We start from the raw sequence: 22567 nt of genomic DNA, 5'->3' as shown, positions 1-22567 counted from the left end.
CTATAAAGCTCGGTGGACGGCCATTGTACTGCATCCTTGTAAAATTGCAACCGATTCCCCCAGTCACTGCCAACCTCACAGCCGTATTGACCGGACCGGTCTCCCCTGCTATGGTAGGCACCTCTTTAAACAGATTCTCATCGGCGGAGGAATTCATGCTTATCGTCATGCATCACAAGGCCGGACAGAAGCAGGTCGACGCAGTCGTGCGGGCAGTGGAGGCTATGGGACTTCAGGCCGCTCCGATACCGGGGAGCGAACGTACTGCAATCGGAGTCCTGGGCAACAAGGGATACGTGGACGACTCCACCATCAGGGACCTGCCGGGAGTCCAGGAAGTGATCCACGTATCGAAGCCTTACAAGCTGGTGTCGCGGGATTTCCATCCACGCAACAGCATAGTGAAGGTCGGCAATATCGAAATAGGTGCGGGAAGGCGGCCGGTAGTTGCCGCCGGACCTTGCGCGGTCGAGGGGGAGGAGCATATCCTGCGGACTGCGAAAGGAGTCAAGGCTGCGGGGGCAGATCTTCTTCGCGGTGGTGCTTTCAAGCCACGCACCGGTCCGCACACATTCCAGGGGCTGAAGGAGGAAGGGTTGAAATACCTTGCTGCAGCCGGCAAAGCCGTGGGCCTGCCGATAGTGACGGAAGTGATGAGTCCGGACAATGTTGGACTAGTAGCCGAGCATGCAGACCTTCTTCAGGTGGGCGCAAGAAACATGCAGAACTTCGACCTGTTGCGGGAACTCGGCAGGATCAGGAAACCGGTACTCCTCAAAAGAGGCATGAGCGCGACCATCGAGGAATTTCTGGCCGCCGCAGAATATATACTTACCGAAGGAAACTCCCAGGTGATCCTTTGCGAGAGGGGAATCCGCACCTTTGAGACGGCAACCCGCAACACCCTGGATCTGGCTGTAGTTCCGCTCATAGCTGAACTGTCGCACCTCCCGGTGATGGTGGATCCATCCCATGCCACAGGAAAGCGCAGCCTCGTACCACCCATGGCGAAAGCCGCCCTGGTGGCGGGGGCTCACGGAATTCTGGTGGAAGTTCACCCTGAACCAGAGAAAGCCCTCTCCGATGGCCCGCAGTCACTGACATTTCAAGGTTTTGAAAAACTGATGAAGGAAATCGGCGGACTCAGCAGCTTTCTCGGGTACTGAAGCGAGAATACGTATTGACGAATTCCCTGCGTTATTGGCAACTTGCGCCCGGTCGGCGGGGCGCAAAAACTAAAGCCGCCGTACCAAAGGGTGCGGCGGCTGCATTGCAATTGATCAATCAGTACTACCGACCGGGTCAGTGGAACGTAGCCTCGTCCCCGCGGGAAGCAGAACCCTCAGCTGCTTCTTCTGCCTTGCTCCGGAAGGTTTTCATCTTCTCCTGAGCCATGTTGCCATACTCCTTAAGCTTGCTCATGGCCTCATCGGTATACCCGCCCATTCTCTCCCTTATTTCCCTTCCCGTTTTCGGCGCGTAAAGCAGGGCAAGCCCGGCGCCGACCAGTGCTCCGGCAAAGAAGGACAGGAATGTCATGGACCCCATCGTTTTTTCGGTCTCCGTCATCATAGTCCGCTCCTTTCATTGATATAAGGAGAGAAACCTCTCCATTTGGGCTCTGCGAGAAAGTATACCATGTCTCTACAGAAGGTCATGGAATCCATGGCGTTTCGTCCAACCGATCCCTATCCCGGGTGCCGAGCCTCCGCCTTTCAGCCACAGGGCGGACTTGTAACGGCGCCTCCTTTTGCTACGCTTACACAATAATCACATTCCAAGTCCGAACAAATGAGCGCATATGGACTACCCCAGACCCCAGTTGCAGCGTTCCGACTGGATCTCTCTGAACGGCATATGGAGATTCAAGTTCGACGACGAAGCGCATTATGGATTGCCGGCCGACATCAAGGAATGGCCGCAGAAGATCGAGGTCCCGTTCGCCCCGGAGTGCAGCCGTAGCGGCATTGGCGATACAGGATTTCACCGAGTCTGCTGGTATCAGCGCGACCTTGCTTTCGAGCTCCCCACTCAGGGAAGAACCCTCCTTCATTTCGGCGCCGTCGATTATCTTGCCCACGTGTGGGTAAATGACATGCTGGTAGGACGCCACAGGGGAGGACACACCCCCTTCACCGCCGACATCACGCATGCCCTTGACAGAAACGGAAAGCAGCAGATCACCGTGCGCGTGGAGGACGATCCGGAGGATCTTGAAAAACCGCGGGGCAAGCAGGACTGGAAACTTGATCCGCATTCCATCTGGTACTACCGGACAACCGGCATCTGGCAGACGGTTTGGCTCGAAAACGTGCCGGAAACCTACATCAGGCGGCTGCGCTGGACTCCGCACCTGGAGCGGTGGGAAATAGGTTTTGAGGCATTCATCTACGGCCCCATCGCTGATGAAATGGAGGTATTCGTAAAGCTCACGAGAGGGGAGCAGGTCCTCGTCCAGGACAGCTATAAGGTTATCAGCGGAGAGGTTCACCGCCGCATTGCTCTATCCGACCCAGGAATAGAAGACTTCCGCAACGACCTCCTCTGGTCTCCCGAACATCCAACCATCATCAATGCAGAGATAAAGCTGATGCGTGATTGTACCGTAATCGACGAGGTAACGTCCTACTCGGCGCTACGCTCCGTAAGGGTGCATCGGGACAGGTTCCTCCTCAACGGCCGTCCCTACCAGCTTCGCCTCGTTCTCGATCAGGGGTACTGGCCAGACACGCTCATGACGGCCCCGTCGGACGAGGCTCTTCGGCGGGATGTCGAACTGGCGAAAGCAATGGGGTTCAACGGCGTCCGCAAACACCAGAAGCTGGAAGACCCACGGTACCTCTTCTGGGCGGACACCCTCGGCCTGGTGGTTTGGGATGAAATGCCGAGCGCCTACCGGTTCACCACCCGCTCCATGAAACGCCTCATGCGGGAATGGATAGAGGCCATCGAGCGGGACTTCAGCCACCCATGCATAATCGTATGGGTCCCTTTCAACGAGTCATGGGGGGTTCCGGATCTTACTGCTACACAGGCCCATCGGGACGCTGTTCATGCACTCTACTACCTGACTAAGACCCTCGACCCCACGAGGCCCGTAATCGGCAATGACGGATGGGAGAGTTCGGCCACCGACATCATCGGCATTCATGACTACGATAGCAACCACGTTACGCTGCGGGAGCGCTACGGCCCGCAGGTAAAGCCGGAAGAACTCTTCGACCGGCGCCGCCCTGGAGGCAGGATATTGACCCTCGACGGCTTCCCGCACCGGGGTCAGCCGATCATCCTCACGGAATTCGGTGGAGTTGCCTACGCACGGGAAGAAGACGAGTTCCACAAGAAAGCATGGGGTTACGTGCGACGGGATTCAATTGAAGAGTTCGAAGCCCAGACACTCTCTCTCATCGAAGTCGCCCGCACCACCGGCATGTTCAGCGGCTTCTGCTATACGCAGTTCGCAGATACTTTTCAGGAAGCAAACGGGCTTCTCTATGCAGACCGGACGCCCAAGATTCCGATCGAACGGATCTATACCGCTGTTCGTGGGAAAATTGAGCCGGGAGCTCTGTACTGGGAATCGGTCTGAATCTCACCTGATCTGAGCGAGGTCGCCATGCTTTACATACAGGACCTGACCAAGACCGACGGACGCAGCCTGACCCTCTATAGCCGGAGGCCGATTCCTCGCGGGCTGGAAGCCCCGAGTCCGGATCGGGAGCCGCTGACGGCAAACCCGCATCTGCGCTGGCATCCGCTGCGGGGGGAGTGGGTAGCCTACGCCGCCTATCGGCAGGGGCGCACTTTCATGCCTCCTCCCGAATACAATCCGCTTGCTCCCACAACCGATCCGAAAAACCCGACTGAATTGCCTGAAGGAGATTACGACATAGCCGTTTTCGACAACCGTTTCCCTTCTTTGAGCCTGTCGGCTCACGATCCTCCTCCGTCAATCGTGGACACGCTTCCAGCTGCCGGCAAATGTGAAGTCGTCGTCTTTACACAGAACCCCAAAGTGACGCTGGCGACACTGACGCTAGATCACATGGAGCTGCTGTTTGAGGTATGGGGCGAACGCACCAGAGCCCTGGCGGCCAACAGAGGCATCAAGTACGTTCTGCCCTTCGAAAACAAAGGGGTCGAGGTGGGGGTGACGCTACATCACCCCCATGGGCAGATATACGCATACCCGTTCGTGCCGCCGGTACCGCAGCGGATGAACTCCCATGAAGCCGCCCATTACCGCAGCACAGGGCAGCCTCTCCTGCAGGAGCTGATTCTGGCGGAGCTGAAGGATGGAGCCCGACTCCTCTACAGAGGGGAGCATGCTGTCTCCTTCGTCCCGGCATGGGCGCGATATCCTTATGAGGTATGGGTGGCCCCGATTCAGGCAGTGCCCGAATTCGCAAAGCTGCGCCCGGAGGTCCGGGCAGATCTCGCAAGAGCGCTGAAGACTACCCTCCTGAAGTACGACGGACTGTGGCAGCGTTCCTTCCCTTACCTGATGGCATGGTATCAAGCGCCATCGGATGGGGAGCCGCACCCTGAATCGCATCTTCATGCCGAGTTCTATCCACCCTACCGAAGCAGCGACCGGCTGAAGTTTCTGGCAGGAACCGAACTGGCAGCCGGGATGTTTGCAAACGATGCCCTGCCCGAACAGAAGGCCCGCGAGCTTCAGGACGTGGCGGTATCGTTGTGAAATCCGAGGCACGCCGGGATGAAGTCATCCGCAAACTCGACCTTGTGCGCAGGCTGGCGAAGGGGCGTACTGTCCGCCTGCGTGGCATCGACTGGTTCGCCTGGGCCACGGGAGGCGGGTCCAGTAACGTGCTGCTTGCAGCGGAGACCGGCATTGCAGAAATCATCATCACCCCCACCGCTGCCCTTGTCATCACCGACGAAATAGAAGCTAAGCGCCTCCAGGACGAGGAGCTACCGGATCAATTCTCACTTCATGCTGCTGGATGGAGCGATCCGCAGTCCAGGGAACATTTCGTCAGCGAAGTCACTGGAAGAAGTGCAGTGATGTCGGATCGGCCGGCCCCCGGGGAAGAGGAACTACCCACGCTTCTCGTGGCTGCGAAACGGCAGATGACATCACCCGAAGTGGCCAGATATCGTGAGGTGGGAGCGGAGGCCGCCAAAGCAATGACGGAAACCCTGCTGAAAGCGGAGCCGGGGTGGACTGAGCTTGAACTGGCAGGAGCCGGTGCTGCGGCACTTCTGGCACGTGGTCTCGATCCGGCCCTTGTTATGGCGGCAGGAGACCGGCGTCTTCAGCTCTACCGCCACCCCATGCCGAAGCAGGAGAAAATCGGCAGCTTGGCAATGCTGGTTTTCTGCGCCCGCGGATACGGCCTCTATGCAAACCTCACCCGATTCGTGAGCTTCGGAAAGCTCCCGCACTATCTTGCCGAGCTCCACCTGCAGGTACGGGAAGTCGAGGCACGGGTTCTGGCTATCAGCCGCCCCGGCACCAGGCTAAGCACCGCCTTCGAAACCCTTGCCCGCGCCTATCAGGAGCTGGGACATCCGGAGGCGATACGGGAGCACCACCAAGGCGGAACAACCGGATACCTCTCTCGGGAGAGCGTTGCCACACCTGGGTGCACCGACATCCTCAGCGAAGGGTCAGTAGTGGCATGGAACCCAAGCCTTGTCGGAGCAAAAATTGAGGACACCTTCCTTGTTACGGCAGGGGGGATCGACAACCTTACAAGGGACGAAAGGTGGCCGACCATCGAGGTCAACGGCATAGAACGCCCTGTCGCCCTGGAGCGTTCATAACCGGGTGCCCTTATGACTTCAGCGAACTTCTCAGAAATATTCGGCTTTCCTCCCGAGACATCGGCAGCGGCCCCCGGAAGGGTGAACCTCCTCGGCGAACATACCGACTACAACGACGGGTTCGTGCTCCCAACCGCCATCCCACGCTTCACCCGCATAGAGCTGGCCCACAGCTTGGACCACCTCAACCACTTCCATGCTGCAGAGCTCGGGGAAACGGTGTCATGCGGAATCGAAGGCATGGTCCCTGAGGGATTTGCAAGGTACCTGGTCGGATGCCTGCGGGTGCTCAAGGAAGAGAACTTTCGGGTTGCTCCGGTCTCCGCAATGGTGATGTCGGATGTACCCATGGGAGCCGGACTTTCCAGCAGTGCAGCCCTGGAAGTCGCAATGCTGCGCGCTCTGCGCCTGCTCTTTCACCTGGATCTGGACGACGTCAGAGTAGCCCGCCTCGCCCAGCGAGCGGAGATTCGATTTGCTGGCGTCAACTGCGGGATCATGGATCAGATGGCATCGAGCCTTGCAGATGCCGAGCATATGCTCTTCCTGGACACGCGGAGCCTCGAACGGCGGCTCTTGCCCATTCCGCAAGGAGCAGAACTGCTTGTAGCGGACAGCGGAGTCCCCCGGACCCTTGCCGGCAGCAAATACAACGAACGCAGGACTGAATGCGAGGAGGCAGCCCGGTTCCTCAAGGTGCCGGCTCTGCGGGATGTGAGCGATCCGGGGACCCTCTCCATCCTGCCACCCCTCCTCCAGCGGCGCGCGCGGCACGTAGTGACCGAGAACGCCCGGGTCCTGGAGGCTGCACGTGGAGTCGACACACGCCGTTTCGGGGAGATGATGAATGAATCGCACGCAAGCCTGAGAGATGATTTCGAGGTATCGATTCCGCCCCTCGACCTCCTCGTCCGGCTCCTCCAGAAACACCCGGCAACCTTCGGCGCGCGGCTTACCGGTGCCGGGTTCGGTGGCGCCTGCGTCGCATTGGTCAAAAATGGGTGTGCACAGACAGTAGCCGAAGAGGCCCTCGCCGGTTACCATCAGCGGGGGGGCGAGGGGCGCCTGCTCGTGCCATAGCTGGGAAATGGCACAGTTACTGATTCGTAAACATTGGCGGTGACAGGCGGTGCCGGGGCCTTTAAGACCTGGAGGATTCCGCAGCCCCCTCCAACGCCGGGTCGTTCACCTATGGAGAGATCAATGGAGATTACTGACATGTCGAAGGCCAGGTCCCTCCCTGAAATCTGGGGAGGGATCGAATGCACCATCAACCGCGTTGGCGACAAGTACTTCCGCCAGTTGGAGCGGAACGGACACCTCACCCGTCCAGAAGATCTGATGATGTTCGCAGAGCTCGGGTTAAAGACCCTGCGTTATCCGGTTCTCTGGGAACAGGTCGCGCCGGACGGGCTCGACCATCCTGACTGGAGCTGGCCTGACGAGCGGCTCCACATGCTGCGGGACCTGGGCATCACCCCCGTCCTGACCCTCCTACACCATGGTAGCGGCCCACGCTACACGAGCCTCACCGACCCGCAGTTCCCGGAGAAGCTGGCGCGGTATGCAGGCATGGTGGCCGAGCGTTACCCATGGCTCGAGTGGTTCACTCCGGTGAATGAGCCGCTTACCACAGGGCGGTTCAGCGGCCTCTATGGAATATGGTTCCCACATGGTCGTGACAACCTGACTTTCGTGCGCTGCCTGCTGCAGCAATGCCGGGGAACCATTACTGCAATGGAAGCTATCCGCGAGGTGATTCCGAACGCAAGACTCGTCATCACCGAAGATATGGGGCGCACCTTCGCCATCCCGCTCCTCCAGTACCAGGCGGACTTCGAAAACATGCGGCGCTGGTTGAGCCTCGATCTGCTCTTCGGCAGGATCGACAGAGACCACCCGCTCCGATCCTGGCTTCTGCGTTACGGCGCTTTGGAAAAGGAGCTTGAGCAATACCTGGAGTCACCGGTTCGACCGGATGTCGTCGGACTCAACTACTACCTGACGAGCGACAGAGTTCTCGATGAACGGATGCATCTTTACCCGGAGGACCGGCACGGCGGGAACGGACGGCACTGTTATGCGGATGTAGAAGCTGTGCGCGCCTGGCCGGAAGGGATTCTGGGGCACGCAGAAGTCCTTCGCAGTGCGTGGGAGCGATACCGAACCGCTGTAGCGCTTACCGAGGTGCACTTGGGAGGTAATAGGGAAGGGCAACTTCGGTGGTTCTTGGAGGCGTGGCAAGCAGCAGTGAAGCTCAAGAATTCAGGGGTGGAGGTTCGCGCTGTGACCGCTTGGTCGCTCCTGGGAGCCTTCGACTGGAACCGGCTCCTCCGGGAAGAAAAGGGCTTCTACGAGCCGGGGGTATACGACGTGCGTGGGCAGGCACCAAGATGTACGGCACTGGGGAGGATGCTCCGCAGCCTGTCGAAATCCGGGACCTTCGACCACCCGGTCCTCACCGCCCCCGGCTGGTGGCGCAGGGATGATCGTTTTTTTCACGAGGACTGCCGCTCCTCGGTCATCTCTCCCTTTGCGGCAAAAAAGGAGTCGTCCAGGGAAAGGCCCCTCCTCGTCGTGGGTCGTACCGGCACCCTCGGCCAGGGCTTCGCCCGCATCTGCGAATTGCGGGGGCTCCACCACATCCTCCTCTCCCGGCAGGACATCGACATCGCTTCGTCGGCAGCAGTAAACTATGCTCTTGAGACGTACCGGCCTTGGGCGGTCGTCAACGCAGCCGGATATGTCCGGGTGGACGAGGCGGAAGAAGATTTCCAGGCATGTTTCAGGGAGAACACCCTGGGCCCGATGACCCTCGCCGCAGCATGTCGCGAACAGGGGGTGGCTCTCCTCTCCTTCTCCTCGGACCTCGTCTTCGATGGAGGAAAAGGAAGTGCCTATCTGGAGAGCGACCCGATAGCACCGCTGAACGTTTACGGGAAGAGCAAGGCAGACGCCGAGCGCCACGTCCTCAGTCTCTTTCCCGAAGCGCTCATGATCCGGACGAGCGCCTTCTTCGGGCCATGGGACAAGTATAATTTCGTCACCATGTCGCTGGCCCGGCTGGCAAGGGGGGACCATGTCCGCGCGGCCGCCGACATGGTCGTCTCCCCCACCTACGTGCCGGACCTGATCCACACCTGCCTCGACCTGCTGATGGATCAGGAATCGGGCATCTGGCACGTGAGCAACGACGGAAACGTTAATTGGGCTGAACTGGCCGCCTCCTGCGCCCGGATGGCCAACATTGACGAAAAGGGGGTAATCCGCTGCACGGCGGCGGAGCTGGGCTTTCAGGCGAAGCGCCCCGTGCACAGCGTGCTAAAGAGCGAGCGCGGGATCGTACTTCCTCCCCTTGATGACGCCCTGCAGCGCTACTTTGCGGAGTGCTCAGTGCCGTTGGTTTGATCTCCGGAAAAGCTTCTGTTTCATTCCCTCCTCTTCCCAGACCCATCCGCCCCTCTTTCCATGAAGAGGAATCGCGCCAAAAACAAGGGCAAAGAAAAGACCTCCCGCGACATGCCGGGAAGTCTTTTCCTCTTTCTCAGTTTGGAGCCTCACGAAAATCGTTCTCAGTGTGCGCCGTTGCTCCAGGTTATGTGCGCCGTTGCACCCTGCGCCGCTCCGGCTTCTCTGAAGCTGTATCCGCCGCATACTGGAGCGCCTTCTCCGCCGCCTTCCTTCCGGCGAGGAGCGCGTGGTCCGAGTTGTAGTACTCCCATTCGCCATAACGCCCGGAGGGGAATATACCATGCTCTTCGAGCCAGCTGCGGATCACCGCCACGTTCTCCGATCTCGTGTGATCGTAGATGACGTAGGCGTAGGGCATGTCGAGCTCGTTTGCAGTAATCACCTTGTCCCGCGGGCGAAGCATCCCTATCTTCCGCATGTCGCCGATGCAGCGCTTGATGAGTTCCTCCCCTTCGCACGGAAGCGGTTTCAGGTCGGAGTAACTGATCTCAAGGGTGAGCCCGAATCCGCCAGGCGGGTTGCAATGGGGGCTGGCATTCCCCTGGACGAAGATGCGGTGCGACACCGGCGTCTCGGGAAGGTAAATCCAGTGTTTTTCCGTCACGTCGGGGCGTGCTATGCCGAGGTTCACGTTGCGGATGGAGAGGTAGCGGAGTTTCGCCGCCGCCAGGTGGACCTTCGGCGGCGCTTCGTCGCCTATCATCCTGATGAGCTCGGGAAGGGGCATCGTGCTGATGAGGGTTTCGTAGCAGTACTCGGTGCCCCCTCTGACGGTGACGGTCTTCAAACGGGGAGAGACCTTGATGACTGGCGAGCCGGTTTTGACCCTCCCCTGGAGGTGGGGAAGGAACCCATCCATGAGGGATTGAAAGCCGCCGTGGAGGGGATAGCCGAAGCGGGCGTTGGGACCCATCGGCTTCGGCACCGGGTGGAGCGCCCCTTCGATCATCTCATCCAAATCGGGGAGCGGCACTCGTCCGCCGAGCCAGGACGTCTCCATCTCGGTAAGGGGAAGCCCCCAAAGCTTCCTGTTGTAGGGGATGGCAAAATGCTTTGCAATCCCCGCACCCCACACGCGGTAGATGAACTCCTCGAAGTTCTTCGGCTCTTCCCTGCGATGGGTCAGCGGCAGGATGTGGTGATCGCCGGCTTCACCTCCGGGAGGAGCCTCCTTCCCGATCTTTCCGTACCGTGACTCGATGGCGCCGACGATGCACTCCTTGATTACCTCGGGGGGTAACCCGTAGAGTGCACCCTGGAAGGGATAGCGGGTGTAGACACCCTTGCTGTGGATCCAGGCCTCCCGCTCCTGCCAGTGGACGTTCTCACCGAGAAGCATTTCGTACATCCGGTGGACGTAGGGGTCATTGGAGAACATGATGTGGCCTGCATAGTCGAAGGTGAACCCCTTCTCCTCGATGGAGCGGCACCAGCCGCCGACCTTCCCATGCTGTTCGATGAGCAGTGCGTTCTCTCCCAGGTGGTAGGCGGCGCTTAGTCCCGTCGGTCCGGCCCCCACCACCAGGTGCGGCAACTTTCCCGGGACCCTCTGCGACACCTCCGCTCGAACCCGCTTTTCGGATACCTTTCCCCCTTCTTCCAGCACGCGATCAAGCAACTCGTTCATCCCCCGTGCCGTGGCATCCCAGGAAGTGCTCGCGAGAACCTTCCGCATCCCGGCAATCCGCTGGTCATATTGGGCCTGACTCAGCGCCAGAGCGTCCCTGCAGAAAGAGATGAACGCATCGTGGCTGTGGCCGATGAAAACGATGTCCCCGTAAGGCTCGGCAACGTCGGTGATTGGAGTGCTTACTACCGGCTTTTCGGCCGCCATGTATTCCAGGGTTTTGGTGGGGCTGATGAAGCGCGTCGATTCGTTAATCGCGAAGGGGATCAGACATACATCCCATCCCGAGAGAAATGACGGGAGATCGGCGTACTCCCGCTGCCCGAAGTAGTGAATATTTGGATGGCGCGGGAGAGTGGCCGGGTCTATCTTCACCACCGGGCCCACCATGACGATCTGCCATTCCGGATGGGCAGCGGCCATGGCATCGATCAGGTTCAGATCGAGCCGCTCGTCGATGACGCCGAAATAGCCGAGGCGAGGGCGAGGGAGTCCCTTTTGTGCTTCATGCTCCAGCGTCATGTCTTTTGCGCGCGAAAAGTGGCCGGCGTCGACGCTGCTCGGAAAGCAGTGGACCTCCGGGTGATGATCCCGCTTGGCCCGGTAGAGGCTCGGTCCGCCGGTAAAGACAACATCGGCAACCTTCAGGAGAGCCGACTCCCGCTGCACCACCTGCCGGGGTGCCCCCTTGAATGCGGAGAGTTCATCCATGCAGTCGTAAACGATGGCCTGCGGCGAGAGGTTCTGGGCGAGAGGGAGCGCCATGGGGGTATAGAACCAGACGCTATAGTCGGTCAACCCCTTGTCGCGGATCAGCTTCTTAAGCAAAGGCGCAAGGTACGTCAGCTGCTCGTCGTGATAGCCGGACTTCGATGAAGGAGTATGGGGCCTGCATACCGTTACGTTCGGCTCCGGGACGCTTTCCTCCAGAAACGGCTCAACCTTCTCACTGAAGACAGGCTCCTCAAAAAAAATCACCTGCCTGGAACGCGCCATCCGGGTCAGCAGGTGCTGCGGGCGTTGGTACACGAAGTTCCAGCGGAGATGCGAAAACACGATGAGGGTCTGGGTCATAGAGTTGTCTCCTTCGGCGGCTCGGTTTCGTGTCGCTTCGGATGCTGTTCCATATGCAAATTTCAGCTGGGATTTGAAAACCCGATGTTCTTTTGCGACTAAATGGACGGGCGTTTCTCCGTAAATGAGATCGCCAACTGGAACTGCACTGGAGAAGACTTCCAAAAAATTTTAACACACGAATGGTTAAAAGAAAGCTCGGGGGCCGAAGCGAAAAACGCGGCAGGTGAAGAGCGCTGCACTGCTGCCGGTCGTGCTCCCCGGGCAGCCCAAGCCATCAAGCTGGACGAGTCAGATATTGAGGAATACCGGGGAGCATGCTACTCTTACCGGAGAAAATCCCGCCGAAGGCTGGATATGCTGCAAAAGCCCATGTTGACAGGAGAGACGCCATGCCGATACTCGTAACCGGAGGTTGCGGCTACATTGGAAGCCATGTGGTGCGACAATTGTCTGAAGCAGGACACGAAGTCATCGTCTACGACAATCTTTCCACAGGATTCGCCGATGCCCTCGTACACGGGGAGCGCCTCGTGACTGGAGATGTGGGAGATGCGGAGAAGCTGGACAAGGTTTTCGGCGAGTACGGCTGCAGGACGGTTCTTCACTTTGCCGCCTCCATCGTTGCTCCTGAATCGGTTTCCGATCCACTCAAGTACTTCGGCAACAATACCTGCAAGACCCTCAACCTGCTGAGGGCTGCCGTAAAACACCGGGTGGAGCGGTTCATCTTTTCCAGCACGGCGGCTGTGTACGGTTTGCCCGAGGGGGGAATCGCCTCGGAAGACAGTCCGACACTTCCCATCAACCCATACGGGCTGTCCAAGTTGATGAGCGAGTATATGCTTCGTGAGACCTCCCGTGCGCACTCACTCCCCTACGTGGCGCTTCGCTACTTCAATGTGGCAGGGGCAGATCGGGAGGCGCGTATGGGGCAGCGTACCCCAGAGGCAACACATCTGATCAAGGTAGCGTGTCAGGCAGCCCTCGGAATGCGCCCCCACATGGACATCTTCGGCACCGACTACCCGACCCCCGACGGCACCTGCATCCGAGATTACATTCATGTGGAGGATCTCGCCTCCGCCCACCTTGCCGCCCTCGACTACCTGAATAAAGGTGGAGAGACATCGGTCATCAACGTCGGTTACGGACGTGGCGCGAGCGTGCGTGAAGTTATCGGGATTGTAAAGGAAGTTAGCGGCGTAGATTTTACCGTAAAGGAATCAGCTCGGCGTGAAGGAGATCCGGCTATCCTGGTGGCCAAAGCCGACAGGGCCCGGAGTGTGCTGCATTGGCAGCCGAAGTTCGACGACCTGCGAACTATCGTAGCCGATGCGTGGCGCTGGGAACAAAAGCTGACCCGCAGGTAGTAGAATTGCCTTTTCCGGCGTGGTTCCCTTCTAGCCCATCCAGCCCCCTAGCGTAAATAGCTGAATTTGAATAATTATTTGGCATCCATGAAGACAAAATAACGCTAAAAAGTTTGCTTTCCATCCACCATCTAGGGCAGGATTAGAACAACGTCAAAACGACCTCCGGAGAAAAGGCAGGCAAACCCGCTCTGCCGAGCTACGGAGAATAATCCGATGCCCTCGCCCCTGCCCCATTTTCCGCAGGCTTCCCGACAAGCTCCCATTTTTCATTCCGAGGCATCATGTATCGTGGAGGAACACGGCCATGAAACCATCGACCTGGCTTCTACCGCTATCTCTCTTTCTGCTTATTCCCGCTGGAGTTGCAGGGGAAAACCATCCGCGCCTCAACGGCGTCTCCCCGCTCATACAGGGGAATATTCCGCATGAAGTGCCTATCAGAATGATGCAGTTCCCTCCCCTTCAGACACTCCGGTATCCGGAGGTCGCGAAAATAGAAATGATGCCTCTCGTAGATGGATCGAACCTGTACCGGCAGCATTGTTCCGATTGCCACGGCATCCAGACAACCTCGGAAATCCGCGGCATCCGCTTCTCACAGCTCAGCTCGGCCTTGACGAAAAAGGAAGCGGAACACCCGGTGAAGTCCCTAAACAACAAAGAAATGATGGCGATCATCGACGCACTTCGTCCCTCCCCTGCCTCCTGACCTGCTCCTCTTTGAACTTCCGTGGTATAACAACGCCTTCCACTGCTTTGCGAGCATGTTCTTCGCTACAGGTGTCACGTATTAAGACATCCCCCTCCCTGTTGCATTCCCAGCCCTCTATGTAAAAATTACCTGAGAAGCTTGGCATCTGCTAATAATCAACCTCACGCTGGCACACAAGGAGGCACAGACATGGCAACTTCGCAAGCTGCGGCTCATTCCCGTCAGTTCGGCGGTGAAGAGCAACAGGAAACGACCGGCAGAAAAATAAATGTAGGTCGTACCGAACGGAAGGCTTCAATGGTAGGTGGCGCCACGCTGGCTCTGGCCGGAATCTCGCGGATTTCAAAAGGTCGCTTTCTCCCCGGGCTCGCGATGCTCGCTGCTGGGGGCATGGTTTTCTACCGTGGCAAGACTGGCCACTGCGACATGTACGAAACACTTGGAGTCAACACGGCCGGAACTTCCGATACAGGCCTGGAGTTCGAGAAGAGCGTGACTATCAACAGGTCGCCACAGGAGGTGTACGAATTCTGGCGTCACCTGGAAAACATTCCCCGATTCATGCGGCATGTCGATTCGGTGCAGAGAACTGGAGAGCGGACCTCCCACTGGAAAGCCTCTGGACCTCGGGGAACCACGGTCGAATGGGACGCCGAGACGACGGAAGATCATCCCGGCCGGATCAGCTGGCGCTCCCTTGAGGGAGCCCAGGTCCCCAATCAGGGCACTGTCGAATTCCGCGAGGCATCCGGAGGGCGCGGCACCGAGATGAAAGTGCGCATCGCTTATACCCCGCCGGCTGGCGCGGTGGGAAAGGTTGCAGGGAAGATCCTGAACCAGATTACGGCCCAGCAGATCGAGGAGGACCTGAAAAGGTTCAAGCAAATACTGGAAACTGGAGAAACCGCCACATCCGCGACGCATGCCCAAAAACAAGCGGTTCGCTCGTTCATGCCCGGCGGAGGGGCAGTGCCCCGATAAGTGCGACAGACCAGGCCATCGGTCCCCCTTTTCCTGGACCGGGCGGTCTCACCTAGCACCCATAACCCTCAAGGGAGGAAATCATGAAAGCTGTTTGCTGGCATGGGAAACGGAATATCCAGGTTGACACCGTTCCCGACCCCGGAATCATAAACCCTCGCGACGCCGTTATTAAAGTCAACCTCACGGCCATCTGCGGTTCCGATCTTCATCTTTACAATGGCTATATACCCGGAATGAAAGAAGGAGACATCCTGGGTCACGAATTCATGGGAGAGGTTGCCGAGGTCGGTCCCGCCGTCACCAACCTGAAGCGTGGTGACCGTGTGGTGGTACCGTTTCCCATCTCCTGCGGCAACTGCTGGTACTGCCAGCACGACCTCTGGTCCCTGTGCGACAACTCCAACCCGAATTCCTTCATCATGGAGAAGACGTTCGGTGACACCGGCGCAGGTATTTTTGGGTATTCCCACCTCTATGGTGGATATGCAGGCGGTCAGGCGGAATACGTAAGAGTCCCGTACGCTGACGTAGGGCCTCACAAGGTGCCGGAGAGCCTGAGCGACGAGCAGGTTCTCTTCCTGACCGATATCTTCCCGACGGCGTACCAGGCTGCAGAAAATTGCAACATCAACAAGGGGGACACCGTTGCCATCTGGGGGTGCGGCCCCGTCGGACTTCTCGCAATAAAGTGCGCCTATCATCTCGGTGCCGAGAAGGTAGTGGCCATAGACCGGTTCCCCGATCGGCTCGAAATCGCACGCAGCAAGTGCGGAGCAGAAGTTCTCAACTATGAGGAGTGTGATGTTTCGGAAGAACTCCATCAGATGACTGGTGGGCGGGGCCCCGACTCCTGCATTGATTCGGTCGGCATGGAAGCCCAGGGGACGGGACTGGAAGCCGCCTACGATAACATCAAGCAGACCTTGCGTATCGAGCAGGATCGACCGATGGCGCTTCGCCAGGCCATCAAGTCATGCCGTAAGGGGGGGACGCTTTCGATCCCCGGCGTCTACAGCGGTTTCGTCGACAAAATGCCGATGGGGGCCGTCTTTGCCAAGGGATTGACCATCCGGACCGGCCAGACCCATGTCCAAAAGCATCTTCGGCACCTCATCCACCTGATCGAGAGCGGCCAGATCGACACGACCTTCATCATCTCCCACCGGATGGCCCTTGAAGATGCGCCAAGGGGTTATGAGATATTCGCGAACAAACAGGAAGACTGCATCAAGATCGTGATGAACCCGGGGAATGCCTATCGCACCCTGTCGGCCACCCCGTTCGGTACGGCATAGGGCCGCATCGGCGGTTTCAGAACACTATCACTGGAAGGAGGAATTGTATGGCACAGCAGCTATTCGAACTCCTGAAGAAGGACCACCGTCTCGTTGAGCAGCTGATGGACAAACTTGTGGAGGGGGATGAGGAGCAGCGGCAGGAGGTTTTCGAGCGGTTGAACTCGTCTCTTACGCAGCACATGCAGCTCGAGGAAAAATACTTCTACCCCCTTATCAAGGATGAGGAATCAATGCAGGAGCTCGTGGAAGACGCCCTTCACGAACACCAGGAAACGAAAAAACTCCTGCAGAAACTGAACAAAACCAGCATGAACTCCGACCAGTGGATGGAGACTCTCGAGCAGATGCAGGAGGGCGTGCTTCACCATGTAGAAGACGAGGAGGAGCAGATTTTCCCTCAATGCAAGGAAGTCCTCAGTGACGCCCAGTTAAAGCAGATATTCCAGCAGGTGAAGGAAGAGAAGGAGCAGCTGGCTGCAGCGCCCGAAAAGAAGCAGAAGAGCACCACCAAGCAGCCGCGGAAAGAAGCGCGTCCGTAGGGAGTCTCCTTTGAAAAAACGGGGCTTATTCGCCGAGAATAGGCCCCAATTCTTTATCCGCCGCCTCGATTCCCCAAGAACACAGATAAACAGCACCACTACAGACTCCTGATCCCGCAGCAACCCCTCCACTCCCAGCCGTATTGTTGCCGAATCTCCCTGCGTGCATATCCATGCATCCTCACGACCCCCTTTTCAGGAAAAAATTTGACAGCCCTATACCCCCTGCTAAAATGATAATAATCTTATTAAAGTTACCTTATAAGAGCCGACGCCTGTGCCCATCTCTCTTCGCTCTTCCACACGCTCCGGGGCTCCCCGGGAACGCAATCCTGTGAAAAGCGTCTGACAACAGATCCGGCCCGGTGTCTGGAGGAGGATTCGTATGGCTTGTAGCGTGCTGATCACGGGTGGAGCGGGCTTCATAGGATCGCACCTTGCGGACGAACTGCTCCGGCACGGCTACCGCGTCCGGGCTCTGGACTCACTCGTGCCGCAGGTGCACGGCCCGAACGGGAAGCGCCCCGCCTACCTGGACCCGGAAGTCGAGCTGGTCAAGGGGGACGTGCGGGATCCTGAAACAGTGAAGAAGGCGCTCCGGGGAATCGACGCCGTCTACCATTTTGCAGCCCTGGTAGGGGTAGGCCAGAGCATGTACGAGATCGAAAAGTATACCTCGGTCAATAATCATGGAACCGCGGTCCTCCTGGAAGCGGTGGCGGCAGCAGGATGCGCGAAGCTTGTGGTCGCCTCCAGCATGAGCATATACGGGGAAGGTCTCTACCGGGACAGCCGGGGAGAGATCAGGCAGGGACTCCAACGGCCCCTGTCCCAACTGCGTGACGGCGTATGGGAGCTTTACGATGACAAACGGCAACCGCTCGCTCCCTTGCCGACCCCGGAAAGCAAGGTCCCTTCCCTCGCTTCGGTATATGCGCTTTCCAAGTATGACCAGGAGGTCATGAGTCTCATCGTGGGGAGCGCCTATCGCATTCCCGTCGTTGCTCTCCGTTTCTTCAACGTCTACGGAACGCGCCAGGCGCTATCGAACCCTTACACAGGTGTCCTGGCTATCTTCGCGTCGAGGCTTCTGAACGGGAACAGCCCGCGTATTTTCGAAGACGGCCTTCAGCAGCGGGACTTCGTGAGCGTCCACGATGTCGCGAAGGCCTGCCGGCTTGCACTTGAAAATGACCGGGCCGACGGACGGGTCCTCAATATCGGCAGCGGGACGAGCCACACGGTGAATGAGGTCTCCCGGAGGCTCGCCAGGCTGCTGAACCGTGAAGATATCGAACCCTGCATCACCGGGAGCTACCGGACGGGGGACATACGGCACTGCTTCGCAGATATTGCAGCAGCTCGCGAGCTCCTCGGGTATCAACCCAAGATTTCCCTGGAGGAAGGGCTGGTGGATCTGGCGGGTTGGCTGACAGAACAGATAGCGGTCGATTATGTCACGAAAGCACATGCCGAACTTTCCGCCCGGGGGTTGACACTATGAGCGCCGAACAGCTGAAGATACGTCCTGCGGTACAGAAACTTCCCGACCATTGCGGGATCGTTGAATGGTTCCGCCCGGGAGAATATGCACGTGTGGACCGGGTGCTGGCCGACCTCAAGAAGATCGGCGTGCGTCGGCTGAGAACCGGAATATCCTGGGCCGACTGGCACGGCAGAAGCGGCGAAAAATGGTACGAGTGGCTGATTCCGCGAATAGCGGCCCAGGTGGAGTTTCTGCCATGCGTTCTATACACACCTCCATCGATCGGGGAGGAAAACAAAACTTCCGCTCCTCCACGTCGGCTTCAGGACTACGCAGACTTCGTGGACATCCTTATCAGCCGGTTCGGCGAACACTTCGACTACATCGAGCTCTGGAACGAGCCGAACAACCTGAGCGAATGGGACTGGACGCTGGATGTTCATTGGACGAAATTCGGAGAGATGATCGGAGGCGCGGCTTACTGGGCACGTCAACGAGGTAAAAAGACGGTGCTTGGGGGGATGAGCCCCGTGGATGGGCAGTGGCTCTCGCGGATGTTCGAACTCGGTGTGATGGACCACATCGACGTCGTAGGGATTCACGGTTTCCCCGACATTTTCGACTACACCTGGAAGGGATGGGAGCGAACGATCGCCCTGACGCACGAAGTCCTGCGGGAGCGCAACAGTTCCTGCGAGATTTGGGTGACAGAAGCAGGATTTTCCACCTGGCAGCACGATGAGCGGAAGCAGATGCGGGTGTTCCTGGAATTTCTGGAAGCTCCCGCGACCAGGATTTACTGGTACGGGATCGACGATCTTGACCCTGCCCTGGCCGCCGTAGACCGGTTTCACCTTGACGAAAGGGAATATTACTTCGGTCTCCGGAAAGCCGACGGAGTGCCGAAACTCCTCTTCCGCCTTCTGGAACATGGAGGAGTCGAGGGGGTACGGGCACTCGATGCGATAGCGGGCAGCGGGAAGCGCAGGCCCTCTCCGGAAAAGGCCGTCCTGGTTACCGGCGGCGCAGGATTTATCGGAACCAATGTAGTAGACAGGCTTCTCGCGGAAGGGGAGCGGGTGATCGTGTATGACAACCTGTCACGTCCGGGAGTGGAGAAAAACCTCCTCTGGCTGCACGACAAGTACGGCGACCAGCTCGATATCAGGATCGCGGATATCAGGAATACTCAGCTTCTCGAACAGGCCGTCGCTGAATCGAAGCATGTCTACCACTTCGCTGCCCAAGTCGCCGTTACTACCAGTGTCGACAATCCTTCAATGGATTTCGAGATAAATGCGTCCGGCACATTCGGCCTTTTGGAAACAATCAGGAAGGCAGCAGAACCTCCATCCTTACTCTACACATCAACTAACAAAGTGTACGGCGGCATAGCCGACGTAGCGGTAGAACGTAACAGCTACCGGTACGAGCCGGTTGAAACATCCCTGCGCAAAAACGGCCTCCACGAACAGCTTCCCCTCGACTTCCTCAGCCCCTACGGCTGCTCGAAGGGATCGGTGGATCAGTATGTCCTGGACTATTCCCGTAGCTACGGACTCAGTACGGCGGTTTTCAGGATGAGCTGCATCTATGGACCACATCAGTTCGGCACGGAGGATCAGGGCTGGGTGGCGCATTTTGCCATCCGCACCCTCTGCAGTTGTCCTATAACCCTCTATGGCGACGGGTGCCAGGTCCGTGACATCCTCTTCGTGGAGGACTTGGTCGATGCGCTTGAACGTGCCCGGCAGATCATGCCGAGAATCTCGGGGCAGGCATTCAACATCGGCGGCGGCCCCGAGCGATCGGTAAGCCTCGTGGAGCTGTTGCAGCTGCTCCAGAAGTTGAACGGAACCCTGCCCCAGATCAGGTACGGGGAATGGCGGACCGGCGACCAGCGCTACTATGTCTCCGATACACGCAAGTTCAGGGAGGCTGCCGGATGGACACCCCGCTTCTCGGTCGAAGAGGGGGTAGCCAAGCTATACCAGTGGCTCGCTTCCATGCTCAATCTGCCCCGGCAATCGAGTCCTGCTGCCTGGTATCAGGAGGAAAAATACCTATCTTCGGTCATGGAGGCGATAAGGTGAAGCGAACGATGCAGGCGGCAGTCATTACGTCACCCGGAAAGGTCGAAGTGCGGGAATCCCCACTGCAGGATCCTAAAGCGGGTGAACTCCTGATACGGGTGGAAGGGTGCGGAGTGTGCCCTTCCAACCTCCCACTATGGGAAGGAAGGCCGTGGTTCAATTATCCGATTCCTCCCGGCACCCCGGGGCATGAGGGATGGGGACGCGTTTGCGCTGTAGGCAAGGGTGTGGCCGGCTTTGCCGAAGGAGACAGGGTTACTTTCCTGTCGGACCATGCTTACGCAGAGTACGACACTATTACCGCCGAAGCAGCCGTCAAGCTGCCGGCGGAACTCGAAGGTCTTCCCTTTCCCGGCGAAGCAGTCGGGTGCGCCGTCAACGTCTTTCGCCGCAGCGCCATTCGTGCCGGGGACACAGTCGCCGTCGTAGGAGCGGGTTTTCTGGGCATCATATTCACTGCCCTTGCCTCACGTGCAGGCGCACGTGTCATCGCCCTGTCCCGCCGGCAGCACCCCCTCGACCTTGCCCTTTCGTATGGTGCAGCCGAAGCAGTTTCAATGGACGACCATTGGCGAGTGATCGAAAAGATGAAAGAGCTTGCGGGCCCCGCGGGTTGCGATGTGGTTGTGGAAGCGACGGGGCACCAGTGGCCTTTGGACCTCTCGGGTGAACTGGTGAAAGAGAGGGGGCGCATGGTGATTGCGGGCTACCATCAGGACGGGCCCCGGCAAGTGAACATGCAGCAGTGGAACTGGAAGGGGCTGGACGTCATAAACGCTCACGAGCGCGAAGCTAGAATTTATGTGGAAGGCATCGCCGCGGGCGTCGAAGCGGCTGCCGGAAGAGCGTTCGACCTGGAAGGTCTCGTCACACACAGTTTCGGGCTGGACAGCCTCAATGAAGCGTATGCAATGCTGACCGAACGACCGGAAGGGTTCATAAAAGGCATTGTCAGCATCCACCCGTAGGCCCCCTATTGCACACAACATCCTACTGTAACCAAGGAGACGACGTGAAAATAGCCGCAAGAAACAGGAGCCTCCCAAGATTGGGGTTTCTCGGGACGGGGTGGATCGGCCGGCACAGGATGGAAGCCATAGCAGCGTCGGGAGAAGCGGAAGTAGCAGCGATTGCGGATATCAGCGCCGGGAACGCCGAAGCGGCCGCAGCCGCCGCTCCGGGCGCTATCATTGCCGGTTCCTATGATGAGCTCCTCGATATGGATCTCGACGGCATTGTGATTGCCACTCCGAGCGCGGGTCACGCCGAGCAGTCGATACGTGCGCTGGAGCGGGGAATGGCGGTTTTCTGCCAGAAACCCCTCGCTCGAAATGCAGCGGAAACGGCAGCGGTGGTGACGGCTGCGCGTCGTGCAGACCGGCTCCTGGCCGTTGATTACTCCTACCGTTTCACCGAAGGCATCCGTAAAATCCACGATCTTGTCAGAAGAGGCGAACTGGGAGAGCTTTACAGCGCAGACCTGGTCTTCCATAACGCCTACGGCCCCGACAAGTCTTGGTTTTACGATCCGGAACTATCGGGCGGGGGCTGCCTCATGGACCTGGGAAGCCATCTGGTCGATCTTGGGCTCTGGGTCTTCGACTTCCCCAACATACGAACCGTTTCGCGCTCCATATACGCCAAGGGGAAGCTTCTGGAGAATGTAACGGGAGCAGTGGAGGATTTCGCCGATGTCTCTTTCGTACTGGAAAATGGCGCGATAATCCGCCTCGCATGCTCCTGGAACCTGCCCGCCGGCCGGGATGCCGTCATCAGTTCCACCTTTTACGGCACCGAAGGAGGAGCCTGCTTCCGCAACGTGAATGGCTCATTCTACGACTTCACCGCCGAACGCTTCCAGGGCACCAGCTGCCAGCAACTGGCGGCGCCGCCGGACGACTGGGGTGGAAGGGCAGCCGTCGCCTGGGCAGTAAGACTCCGTACCGGGTGCAGATTCGACCCTGATGCGGAACGCCTCCTCGACACCGCGCTTGCCCTCGACGCCGCGTACGGCAGGGATACCAGCTTTCCGGCCGAGAGTGAGTGCAGGGAGATAAGCCGGGCAGGTGATCAGGGGGAACGAAGCATCGCCGCGCTGGGTTGAACAGCCGGCTCCA

17 protein-coding genes are annotated in these 22567 nt (G+C 58.6%); 15 read left to right on the top strand and 2 right to left on the bottom strand.

Going from position 1 to position 22567, the window contains the following annotated elements; translation table 11 throughout:
- The first annotated feature begins 155 nt into the window (after positions 1-155).
- Positions 156-1166 (top strand): 3-deoxy-7-phosphoheptulonate synthase, encoded by a 1011-nt coding sequence (gene aroF / locus CFB04_RS14670; RefSeq protein WP_088536078.1) that lies wholly within the window; start codon positions 156-158, stop codon positions 1164-1166.
- Positions 1167-1302: 136 nt separating this feature from the next.
- Here aroF and CFB04_RS14665 read toward each other — a convergent pair whose 3' ends face one another.
- A complete protein-coding gene (locus tag CFB04_RS14665) occupies positions 1303-1572 on the bottom strand; it encodes a YtxH domain-containing protein (RefSeq protein ID WP_231934205.1) in 270 nt (89 codons plus the stop codon).
- 229 nt (positions 1573-1801) lie between these two features.
- Here CFB04_RS14665 and CFB04_RS14660 point away from each other — a divergent pair, with 229 nt between their 5' ends.
- The 5 genes from CFB04_RS14660 (at position 1802) to CFB04_RS14640 (ending at position 9198) form a co-directional block, all read left to right on the top strand.
- Positions 1802-3589, top strand: coding sequence for a glycoside hydrolase family 2 protein (locus tag CFB04_RS14660; protein ID WP_088536075.1), 1788 nt, complete (start codon positions 1802-1804; stop codon positions 3587-3589).
- Between the two features lie 27 nt (positions 3590-3616).
- Complete coding sequence (gene galT / locus CFB04_RS14655; RefSeq protein WP_088536072.1) at positions 3617-4702, top strand: galactose-1-phosphate uridylyltransferase; 1086 nt, start codon at positions 3617-3619, stop codon at positions 4700-4702.
- On the top strand, positions 4699-5790 hold the full coding sequence (locus CFB04_RS14650; RefSeq protein ID WP_088536069.1) for a Xaa-Pro peptidase family protein: 1092 nt from the start codon (positions 4699-4701) through the stop codon (positions 5788-5790). The genes galT and CFB04_RS14650 overlap by 4 nt, the downstream gene beginning before the upstream one ends.
- Before the next feature lie 12 nt (positions 5791-5802).
- Complete coding sequence (gene galK / locus CFB04_RS14645; protein ID WP_088536066.1) at positions 5803-6870, top strand: galactokinase; 1068 nt, start codon at positions 5803-5805, stop codon at positions 6868-6870.
- Between the two features lie 123 nt (positions 6871-6993).
- The gene (locus CFB04_RS14640; protein ID WP_231934204.1) at positions 6994-9198 is read left to right on the top strand and encodes a family 1 glycosylhydrolase; all 2205 of its coding nucleotides are present in this window, start codon (positions 6994-6996) and stop codon (positions 9196-9198) included.
- 187 nt (positions 9199-9385) lie between these two features.
- Here CFB04_RS14640 and CFB04_RS14635 read toward each other — a convergent pair whose 3' ends face one another.
- Entirely contained in the window at positions 9386-11962 is a 2577-nt protein-coding gene (locus tag CFB04_RS14635; RefSeq protein ID WP_088536065.1) for an NAD(P)-binding protein, read from the bottom strand.
- Between the two features lie 392 nt (positions 11963-12354).
- On the opposite strand from CFB04_RS14635, the gene galE reads away from it, so the two are divergent.
- From galE to CFB04_RS14590, 9 genes are all read left to right on the top strand, one after another.
- Positions 12355-13335, top strand: coding sequence for a UDP-glucose 4-epimerase GalE (galE, locus tag CFB04_RS14630; protein WP_088536063.1), 981 nt, complete (start codon positions 12355-12357; stop codon positions 13333-13335).
- A 307-nt stretch (positions 13336-13642) separates the two neighbouring features.
- Positions 13643-14047 (top strand): hypothetical protein, encoded by a 405-nt coding sequence (locus CFB04_RS14625; protein WP_088536061.1) that lies wholly within the window; start codon positions 13643-13645, stop codon positions 14045-14047.
- A 192-nt stretch (positions 14048-14239) separates the two neighbouring features.
- Entirely contained in the window at positions 14240-15031 is a 792-nt protein-coding gene (locus CFB04_RS14620; RefSeq protein WP_088536058.1) for an SRPBCC family protein, read from the top strand.
- A gap of 83 nt (positions 15032-15114) precedes the next feature.
- Positions 15115-16329: a zinc-dependent alcohol dehydrogenase gene (locus tag CFB04_RS14615; protein ID WP_088536056.1), complete on the top strand. Its 1215-nt coding sequence runs from the start codon at positions 15115-15117 to the stop codon at positions 16327-16329.
- 47 nt (positions 16330-16376) lie between these two features.
- A complete protein-coding gene (locus CFB04_RS14610; RefSeq protein ID WP_088536055.1) occupies positions 16377-16871 on the top strand; it encodes a hemerythrin domain-containing protein in 495 nt (164 codons plus the stop codon).
- A gap of 385 nt (positions 16872-17256) precedes the next feature.
- On the top strand, positions 17257-18375 hold the full coding sequence (locus CFB04_RS14605) for an NAD(P)-dependent oxidoreductase (protein WP_088536053.1): 1119 nt from the start codon (positions 17257-17259) through the stop codon (positions 18373-18375).
- Positions 18372-20450, top strand: coding sequence for a GDP-mannose 4,6-dehydratase (locus CFB04_RS14600; RefSeq protein ID WP_088536050.1), 2079 nt, complete (start codon positions 18372-18374; stop codon positions 20448-20450). The genes CFB04_RS14605 and CFB04_RS14600 overlap by 4 nt, the downstream gene beginning before the upstream one ends.
- Positions 20451-20458: 8 nt before the next feature.
- Entirely contained in the window at positions 20459-21418 is a 960-nt protein-coding gene (locus tag CFB04_RS14595) for a zinc-binding dehydrogenase (RefSeq protein ID WP_088536047.1), read from the top strand.
- A gap of 50 nt (positions 21419-21468) precedes the next feature.
- The gene (locus CFB04_RS14590) at positions 21469-22554 is read left to right on the top strand and encodes a Gfo/Idh/MocA family protein (protein WP_369833308.1); all 1086 of its coding nucleotides are present in this window, start codon (positions 21469-21471) and stop codon (positions 22552-22554) included.
- Positions 22555-22567: the final 13 nt, after the last annotated feature.

Origin of the sequence: Geobacter sp. DSM 9736, from assembly GCF_900187405.1 — a bacterium.
Lineage (GTDB): Bacteria > Desulfobacterota > Desulfuromonadia > Geobacterales > Geobacteraceae > DSM-9736.
Note: the sequence above shows the minus strand (reverse complement) of the source record. Positions and strands in the feature narration are given on the sequence as shown.